This is a genomic window from Paenisporosarcina sp. P4_E4_2 (assembly GCF_056401595.1).
Genome location: NZ_JBFUJC010000561.1, coordinates 1 through 1,139 on the forward strand (window position 1 = coordinate 1; position 1,139 = coordinate 1,139).

Consider the following 1,139-nt stretch of genomic DNA (forward strand, 5'->3'; position numbering starts at 1 on the left):
GTTCAAGTGAAACCCCAATTTTCTCGGACATCGCTTTTTCGACATCTATTTCGACACCGTCTGGTGCAACAATATCAACCAACGATTCAAAGCTTTTAAAATCTATCAGCGCATAATGGTGGATTGGCACGCCGAACATACTTGAAATCGTATCCTTGACAAGTTGTACGTCACCTAAGTAGTATGCAGTATTCAGCTTATAGGATTTGTATCCTGGAATTTGAGCGTAAATATCTCGCATGAACGACACAACATTCACTTCGTCGGTTTCTTTATTCCACGAAACCAGCATCATTGTATCAGAACGGGATTGTTCTTCTCCCCGAGTATCTACACCAAGAACCAAAACATTCTCAATGGATGGGTTTTTCACATCCATCGGATCACCTGTGAACTCAATATCATTTTTCCCTTTATTGGAAGCCAGCTCTTGACCAGCTTTAAATTGAACGAATGAATATATAGCTACTCCTATTGCAGCCAAAAATAGAAGAGTCATAAAAAATCTACCGAAACGAAACTTTCTTTTCCTTCTCATGGAACGACGATTTGGAACTTGTTCTTCCAAAACGCTCCCCCCTTTCATATCTTTCATATAATAGAACGAAATAAGTCCAAAAAAGTTGCTTTTTTTCCTCTTCAATCATAGTTGTTGAGCACAGAGGATGCAAGTGCTACAATACGGTCTATGCAGGTTTGAGAGGAGTTTTATAAATGGAAATAGCTACATTTGCAGGCGGTTGTTTTTGGTGTATGGTCAAGCCCTTTGATCAATGGGATGGAATAGAGTCCGTCATTTCAGGTTATATGGGTGGACATGTTGAGAATCCTACATATGAAGACGTGAAAAAAGGAAATTCAGGGCATCTTGAGGTCGTACAAATTCAGTTTGACCCATCTGTTTTTACATATAAACAATTACTTGAAATTTTTTGGCAGCAAATTGATCCAACGGATGACGGAGGTCAATTCCAGGACCGCGGAGAATCTTATAAAACAGCGATTTTCACACATTCCGATGAACAAGTGGAAATAGCGAATGAATCAAAACAAGCACTCGCTGAGAGCGGACGTTTCTCCAAACCAATCGTCACACCAATCCACCCTGCGGAAACATTTTATATCGCAGAAGACTATCA

2 protein-coding genes are annotated in these 1,139 nt (G+C 39.9%); one reads left to right on the plus strand and one right to left on the minus strand.

Features of this window, described 5'->3' with window-relative positions; all coding sequences use genetic code 11:
- On the minus strand, positions 1-568 hold a 568-nt coding region (locus AC1DSB_RS19720), incomplete at its 3' end, for an LCP family protein (RefSeq protein WP_477587471.1).
- Between the two features lie 146 nt (positions 569-714).
- Here AC1DSB_RS19720 and msrA point away from each other — a divergent pair.
- The coding region (gene msrA / locus AC1DSB_RS19725; RefSeq protein ID WP_477587472.1) for a peptide-methionine (S)-S-oxide reductase MsrA at positions 715-1,139 on the plus strand (425 nt) is incomplete at its 3' end.